This window comes from Vibrio sp. 10N.261.51.C6 (assembly GCF_041471785.1).
Taxonomy (GTDB): Bacteria; Pseudomonadota; Gammaproteobacteria; order Enterobacterales; family Vibrionaceae; genus Vibrio; species Vibrio crassostreae_C.
In genome coordinates, this window is the sequence record NZ_JBFRPB010000019.1 from 79,425 (window position 1) to 86,784 (window position 7,360).

At 46.5% G+C, this 7,360-nt stretch carries 6 protein-coding genes and 1 pseudogene; 5 read left to right on the forward strand and 2 right to left on the reverse strand.

The window, feature by feature from the left end; all coding sequences use genetic code 11:
- The first annotated feature begins 28 nt into the window (after positions 1 to 28).
- From rbsA to AB4375_RS04730, 5 genes are all read left to right on the forward strand, one after another.
- Positions 29 to 1,534 carry a ribose ABC transporter ATP-binding protein RbsA gene (rbsA, locus tag AB4375_RS04710; protein ID WP_017068491.1) on the forward strand — a complete coding sequence of 502 codons (1,506 nt, stop codon included), beginning with the start codon at positions 29 to 31 and terminating at the stop codon, positions 1,532 to 1,534.
- On the forward strand, positions 1,531 to 2,517 hold the full coding sequence (rbsC, locus tag AB4375_RS04715; protein WP_372051108.1) for a ribose ABC transporter permease: 987 nt from the start codon (positions 1,531 to 1,533) through the stop codon (positions 2,515 to 2,517). Before rbsA ends, rbsC begins: the two co-directional genes overlap by 4 nt.
- A gap of 127 nt (positions 2,518 to 2,644) precedes the next feature.
- Positions 2,645 to 3,523 carry a ribose ABC transporter substrate-binding protein RbsB gene (gene rbsB, locus AB4375_RS04720; protein ID WP_017060856.1) on the forward strand — a complete coding sequence of 293 codons (879 nt, stop codon included), beginning with the start codon at positions 2,645 to 2,647 and terminating at the stop codon, positions 3,521 to 3,523.
- Positions 3,524 to 3,714: 191 nt separating this feature from the next.
- The gene (rbsK, locus tag AB4375_RS04725) at positions 3,715 to 4,659 is read left to right on the forward strand and encodes a ribokinase (protein WP_372051109.1); all 945 of its coding nucleotides are present in this window, start codon (positions 3,715 to 3,717) and stop codon (positions 4,657 to 4,659) included.
- A 152-nt stretch (positions 4,660 to 4,811) separates the two neighbouring features.
- A complete protein-coding gene (locus tag AB4375_RS04730; RefSeq protein ID WP_017067711.1) occupies positions 4,812 to 5,813 on the forward strand; it encodes a substrate-binding domain-containing protein in 1,002 nt (333 codons plus the stop codon).
- A gap of 84 nt (positions 5,814 to 5,897) precedes the next feature.
- Here AB4375_RS04730 and AB4375_RS04735 read toward each other — a convergent pair whose 3' ends face one another.
- Together AB4375_RS04735 and AB4375_RS04740 are read right to left on the reverse strand one after the other, a co-directional pair.
- Positions 5,898 to 6,689: a carbon-nitrogen hydrolase family protein gene (locus AB4375_RS04735; RefSeq protein WP_372051110.1), complete on the reverse strand. Its 792-nt coding sequence runs from the start codon at positions 6,687 to 6,689 to the stop codon at positions 5,898 to 5,900.
- A 155-nt stretch (positions 6,690 to 6,844) separates the two neighbouring features.
- Positions 6,845 to 7,266 (reverse strand): annotated as a pseudogene (locus tag AB4375_RS04740) (lysozyme inhibitor LprI family protein).
- Positions 7,267 to 7,360 lie beyond the last annotated feature (94 nt).

Below are 7,360 nucleotides of genomic sequence, written 5' to 3' on the forward strand. Positions count from 1 at the left end.
ACAACTGGCCCCGAGTAAAGGAACCGACATGACTCAAGCCATTTTAGAACTTAGCTCAATTGAGAAAGCCTTCCCTGGTGTGAAAGCACTGGATAAGGCAAGCCTCAACGTTTATCCAGGACGCGTAATGGCGTTAATGGGTGAAAACGGTGCGGGTAAATCAACGCTTATGAAAGTGCTGACAGGCATCTACCACTTGGACGGCGGCACTATTGCCTACCAAGGAAAACCTGCTGCATTTAAAGGGCCACGTGATTCTCAACAAGCAGGCATTAGCATCATTCACCAAGAGCTGAATCTAATCCCTGAATTGACCATCGCCGAGAACATCTTCTTAGGTCGTGAAATCACGGGCACCATGGGTCGTATCTTGTGGAACGAGATGTACCAAGAAGCAGACAAGCTACTTAAACGCCTTAACGTGAAACACAGCTCGAAAACACCTTTAGGCCAGTTGAGCCTTGGTGAGCAGCAAATGGTAGAGATCGCGAAAGCCCTATCGTTTGAATCTAAGGTCATCATCATGGATGAACCAACCGATGCGCTAACCGATACCGAAACTGAATCTCTGTTTAAGGTGATTAACGAACTGCGCGATGAAGGCTGTGGCATTGTTTACATCTCTCACCGTTTGAAAGAGATCTTCGAGATTTGTGATGACATCACAGTGCTTCGTGACGGTAAGTTCATTGGTCAGTGTGAAGTAAAAGACACCGACGAAGATGGCCTAATCGAAATGATGGTTGGTCGTAAGCTAGAGGAACAATATCCACGTATCGGCCAGAGCCACGGTGAAACTTGTCTTGAAGTGATTGGCCTGACGGGTTCTGGTGTTCACGATGTTAGCTTTACGCTAAAACGCGGTGAAATCCTGGGTGTATCTGGCCTAATGGGCGCAGGTCGTACCGAACTGATGAAAGTGATTTACGGTGCCCTTCCAAGTGAACGCGGCGTCATCAACCTAGAAAACAAAACCATCAACCCTGTAAGCCCGAAAGACGGCTTGGCCAATGGCATTGCTTACATCTCTGAAGACCGTAAGGGCGATGGCTTAGTTCTAGGGCTTTCTGTTAAAGAAAACATGTCGTTATGTTCGCTTGACCTACTGACAAAGAGCGGTCAAATCCAACATAAAGACGAAGTGATTGCAGTAGATGACTTCATAAAGCTATTCAACATCAAAACCCCGACGCGCGAACAGATTATTGGCAACCTTTCTGGTGGTAACCAACAGAAAGTGGCTATCGCTAAGGGCTTGATGACCAAACCAAAAGTACTGATTCTCGACGAGCCAACGCGCGGTGTCGATGTCGGTGCTAAGAAAGAGATTTACCAACTCATTAATAAATTTAAAGCCGACGGCATGAGCATCATTTTAGTCTCATCTGAAATGCCAGAAGTGTTAGGAATGAGTGACCGCATCATGGTGATGCATGAAGGCCGTGTAAGCGGTGAATTTGATGCTAAAGAAGCAAACCAAGAATTATTACTGGCGTGTGCGGTCGGTAAAAAGATCAACGAGGACGCAGCATGAGTACTAAAACCATGAGCAAAACAACTGAAGCTCCAAAGAAAAAACCGTTAATCAGCAAAGAGTGGCTGATTGAACAAAAGTCATTGATTGCTTTGATCTTCCTGATTGTTGTCGTTTCTTTCTTAAACCCGAACTTCTTTACTGTCGACAACATCCTAAACATTCTGCGCCAAACCTCGGTTAACGCAATTATCGCTGTAGGTATGACGCTGGTTATCTTAACCGCGGGTATCGACTTGAGTGTGGGCTCTGTACTGGCACTTTGTGGTGCATTCGCAGCCAGCATGATTGGCATGGAAATCCCAGTGATGATCGCAGTGCCAACCGCTCTTGTAGCAGGTGCAGCATTAGGTGCAATCAGTGGCGTGATTATCGCTAAGGGTAAGGTTCAAGCCTTCATCGCAACACTTGTGACTATGACTCTATTGCGCGGCGTGACCATGGTTTACACCGACGGTCGTCCTATCTCAACTGGCTTCACAGACACAGCAGACGCATTCGCTTGGTTCGGTACAGGCTACGCAATGGGCATCCCAGTTCCAGTATGGATCATGGTCGTGGTATTCGCAGCGGTATGGTACCTACTTAACCACACTCGCTTTGGTCGCTACGTTTACGCACTGGGTGGCAACGAATCTGCAACTCGCCTATCAGGCATCGACGTAGACAAAGTAAAAATCGGCGTTTACGCAATCTGTGGTCTGTTAGCAGCGGTGGCAGGCATCATCGTGGCATCGCGTTTATCATCAGCTCAACCAACCGCAGGTATGGGTTATGAATTAGACGCCATTGCAGCCGTAGTTCTTGGCGGAACAAGCTTAGCCGGCGGTCGTGGTCGCATCATGGGCACATTGATTGGTGCTCTGATTATCGGCTTCCTAAACAACGCCCTAAACCTATTAGACGTATCCTCTTACTACCAGATGATTGCAAAAGCAGTGGTTATTCTTCTGGCGGTATTGGTCGACAACAAAAACAAATAAAACCTATTCACATCCTAGGTTAATACAAGTAACACCCTGTTTTACCTTAAAATATTAGAATCTATAAATAATGTAACTACGAGCTAGGACTCACCTCTTAGCTCCCCCTACACAAAGGACTTACACCATGAAAAAATTAGCGACTCTTATTTCTGCTGCTCTTCTTTCTACAACGGTATCTGTGTCTGCACAGGCGCAAGATACAATGGCAATCGTTCTGTCTACATTGAACAACCCATTCTTCGTAACCATGAAAGATGGCGCAGAAGCGAAAGCGGAAGAGCTAGGCTACAAGCTTATCGTTCTTGATTCTCAAAACGACCCAAGCAAAGAGCTGTCGAACATTGAAGATCTAACCATTCGTGGTGTTAAGGCAATCCTGATCAACCCAACAGATTCAGACGCCGTGTCTAACGCAATTCGCATGGCTAACCGTTCAAACATCCCAGTACTAACACTAGACCGTGGTGCAAGCCGTGGTGACGTAGTAAGCCACATCGCTTCTGATAACGTAATCGGTGGTGAAATGGCAGGTCACTTCATCATGGAAAAAGTGGGCGAAAAAGCGAAAGTAATCCAACTTGAAGGTATTGCTGGTACTTCTGCAGCTCGTGAACGTGGTGAAGGCTTCATGAATGCAGTAAACGGCAGCGACCTTGAGCTTCTTGCAAGCCAACCTGCTGATTTCGACCGTACTAAAGGTCTGAACGTAATGGAAAACTTGCTTGCTGCTAACCCAGATGTACAAGCAGTATTTGCTCAAAACGATGAAATGGCACTAGGTGCACTTCGCGCAGTTCAAGCGTCAGGTAAAGAAGTGATGATCGTTGGCTTTGATGGCACAGACGACGGCATCGCTGCTGTTAACCGCGGCCTACTAGGCGCTACAGTTGCACAACAACCTGACCTAATCGGTTCTCTAGGTATCGAAATGGCAGACAAAGTACTGAAAGGCGAAACAGTAGACGAATACGTACCAGTACCTCTAAAAATCATCGCTAAGTAATCGTTACTAGGTAACGCGATATAAAGCAGGGAGTTCCCTATCTCCCTGCTTTGATTGGCTCGCTGACTCAAACAAAAGCAAACCCCGACAGTGCATCGCTGTTTCTCATTCCGCTCACAAAAGAGAGCGCACTTAACACCATGAGAAAGACCCATGCATTTTCAAATACGATATATCATAAGGCTCGTATCATGACTCAACTGATTGTTTTAGGTAGCGTTAACGCTGACCACGTACTGCAAGTTCCTTCGTTCCCTCGTCCGGGTGAAACCTTGATTGGCGGTAACTATCAGGTCATCCCTGGCGGTAAAGGCGCAAACCAAGCAGTCGCTGCTGCGCGATTAAACGCAGATATCGGCTTCATCGCCTGTGTCGGTGACGACCCATTCGGCATCAACATTCGTCAAGACTTCGCTAAAGACGGCATCAACATCGACGGTGTTATCGTGGCAGACAACACGCCAACTGGCATCGCGATGATCCAAGTATCCGCAACGGGTGAAAACAGCATCTGTCTTTCTGCAGAAGCTAATGACAAGCTGACTTGCGACCAAATCGAACCACATCTAGAGAAGATTCGCGGAGCCAAATACCTGCTAACTCAACTTGAAACGCCAATTGAAGGTATTGAGTACGCTGCGAAAGTAGCAAAAGAGAGTGGCACGCAAGTCATTCTAAACCCGGCTCCTGCTCGTCCATTATCGGATTCACTGCTTGCTTGTGTTGACGTGATTACACCGAACGAAACTGAAGCAGAAGTGCTGACAGGCATTACCGTGACGGACAACGCGTCTGCTCATCAGGCTGCGTTGGCTCTGCATGCTAAAGGCATAGAAACGGTAATGATCACGCTAGGCGCGAAAGGCGTGTGGGTGAGTCATCGCGGTCAAGGCAATGAAGCCAGCGAAGGTGAATTAATCGCAGGTTTCCGTGTTGAAGCAACAGATACAACTGCCGCAGGTGACACCTTTAACGGCGCGTTGGTGACAGGCTTGCTTGAAGATATGCCACTTGAGCGTGCGATTAAATTTGCTCATGCTGCAGCTGCTATCTCTGTGACACGCTTTGGTGCTCAAACGTCGATTCCAAGCCGTGCTGAAACCGATGCGTTTTTGGCAGAGCTACTGTCTGCTTAGTTTGATACCTATTTGAAGGCCTAACTTCTGAGCTAAACCGTGGTTAACGGATGTTAGCCTTCAAATTCGGTAACAACAAATAACAAGAATAAGCCCCTGTTTTCAGGCAGAATATCGCCCAACGTGGAAGGTTATTCTCACAAGGATTTTTTATGGCAACAATGAAAGACATCGCACGGCTCGCAAAGGTTTCGACTTCTACCGTGAGCCACGTGATCAACAAATCACGCTTTGTCAGTGAAGAGATTGCTGAGCGTGTTAACAGTGCGGCTAAAGAACTCAACTATGCGCCTTCTGCATTGGCTCGCAGCTTGAAAATGAAGCAAACCAAAACCTTGGGAATGCTAGTGACCACATCCACCAACCCATTCTTTGGCGAAGTGGTAAAAGGTGTGGAACGTCGTTGCTACGAAAAAGGCTACAACCTTATCTTGTGTAACACTGAAGGCGATAGCGAACGCATGAAATCCTCTATCGATACCTTGCTGCAAAAGCGAGTCGATGGCCTGATGCTAATGTGTTCTACCCTTGAAGGCGAACATATCGATGTATTCGAGCGCTACCCAGAACTGCCTGTTGTAGTCATGGATTGGGGCCCTATGTTGTTTGCGAGCGATAAGATCCAAGACAACTCGCACCAAGGTGGCTACATGGCAACTAAGCACTTGATAGATAACGGTCATTCTCAAATTGGTTGTATCACTGGCCCACTGCACCGTAATCAAGCTTCGTCTCGTTATCAAGGCTTCAAGCAAGCAATGGAAGAAGCCAATTTAGAGATCAACCCTAAGTGGATTGTTGAATCCAACTTTGAATGTGACGGTGGTTTTGACTCTTATCAGACATTGAAAACTCGTGGCGAAATGCCGTCTGCCTTGTTCGTCAGTAATGACATGATGGCGATGGGCGTGATTCACGCTGCGGCGCAAGATGGCACATCGATTCCGAATGATCTGTCTATCATTGGCTACGATGACATCCACCTGTCGAAGTACATGACACCCGCGTTAAGCACTGTCCACCAGCCAAAACATCGTTTAGGTAAAACCGCAGTGGATACGCTTTTGAGCAGATTACAAACTCCAGATGCTTATCCGCAAGTCGTTGAACTTGAACCTACTCTTGTTGAACGAAGCAGCGTAAAAGCCATTTAAAGCGCCTTCTTAGAGATCTAAACAACAAAGGGCAAGGTTAAAAAACCTTGCCCTTTTCGCTCCTAATGCACTTCACTTATCTTCTTAGCGATTCAACACAGATGCGATTTGCTGTATTTCGTCTAACACATCAATGCCATTGTATTGCGGCGCAATCGAGAGATCTTGAATACTCACGGTTTCTACTGATTGCCTGTCGTTCAACTGAGTCATTAACTCCCCTTTTGGTGAGTAGACTCTGCTTCCACCACAATAAGTCGCGGTAAACGCATTAACCACATCTTGCCCGACGCGATTACAAGTAACCATGTGACACCCTTCCTCCAAGGCTCTCGCTTGAGCAATGGCAAAACTATGATGCCCACCGAAATTGGCAGGGTGAAGAATAACGTCGACCGACTGATACCCTCTCATGATCTCCGGGAACCAAATATCAAAGCAAATCGCGACACCAAACTTTAAGCCTTTGTGCTCAAACGAGAGGCGTTCCTCCCCTCTCGATAAATACTGCTTATCGAATTTGGTTTGACTGATTTTTCTATATTTGTGTCGTAAACCGGAAGCATCCACAACCACGACGCTGTTGTAATATTGGCCGCTATCTTTCTCGGCAATACCAGCAACAATCAAGGTGTCATGCTTCGCTGCAAGCTGCGTTAATGAATCAATAGTACTGCTGTCGGCGAAGTCTTCAGCCAATTCGTGAATTTCTTCAGCCTCGTTAAAAATATACCCAGTCGTGAACAGTTCAGGCAGTAAAGTAATATCACCGACTGACGGCTCCGCTTGCAAAAGATCAGAGACCGAATCTATATTCTTTTGTTTGTTTTTGTATTCAACTTCAAGCTGAATAAGCGTGATACTGACATTATTCAAAATCGATTCCTTACTAGGTAATACTTAAAGCTGTAATGCTTCAAGCTGGAGACTAAGAACTAAGAACGACAGAGTAGGCCAATCCCCTATCGCTTTCTTATTCGCCCGCCAAAGGTTGAAGCAGGTGCACAGTCCTGTACGTATTTTAAACCTGCCTACGGCGCTAATTTAGGCTCTGGTAAAACCGGAGGCGTGCTGTCCATGTAGGTTAAGAAATTCGCCCACACCTCATGCGTGCGCTGCTTGGTTAACCTTGTCTTACAGGAAAGCGCATAACCCCTCGAATAGAACCATCACGCCATTGGATGTAAACAGAATCACAATGTGCTGTCATGTACGCCTGCCAGCTCTCCTGAGCCTTCTTAATTGACGCCACCAGCTCAGCATCATAAGCATTGTGCTCAAAGCTGGCTGCAAGGTATTTATCCAGTTCCGCTTGTGCAGATTCCAACTCAATTTCCGCACAGTGATTGATCTCGATGGTATTCATCGCATTCTCGCAATCAACAACACCTTCGTAGGCCAACGCAGAGAATGAGAAGCACACCGCTATGAGTGCCGATATCAGTTTTGTCATAATCATCCTTTATGCTGCCACCACCAAAACGAATCGTGTCGTGACTTTATTTATTTAAACGTGGCTCAATATTTAGCTCATTCAGCTCATTCAG

Excerpts from the sequence above, each read along its gene's own strand:
- rbsA (WP_017068491.1), top strand. The coding sequence starts at position 29 with ATGACTCAAGCCATTTTAGAACTTAGCTCAATTGAGAAAGCCTTCCCT.
- rbsC (WP_372051108.1), top strand. The coding sequence starts at position 1,531 with ATGAGTACTAAAACCATGAGCAAAACAACTGAAGCTCCAAAGAAAAAA.
- rbsB (WP_017060856.1), top strand. The coding sequence starts at position 2,645 with ATGAAAAAATTAGCGACTCTTATTTCTGCTGCTCTTCTTTCTACAACG.
- rbsK (WP_372051109.1), top strand. The coding sequence starts at position 3,715 with ATGACTCAACTGATTGTTTTAGGTAGCGTTAACGCTGACCACGTACTG.
- AB4375_RS04730 (WP_017067711.1), top strand. The coding sequence starts at position 4,812 with ATGGCAACAATGAAAGACATCGCACGGCTCGCAAAGGTTTCGACTTCT.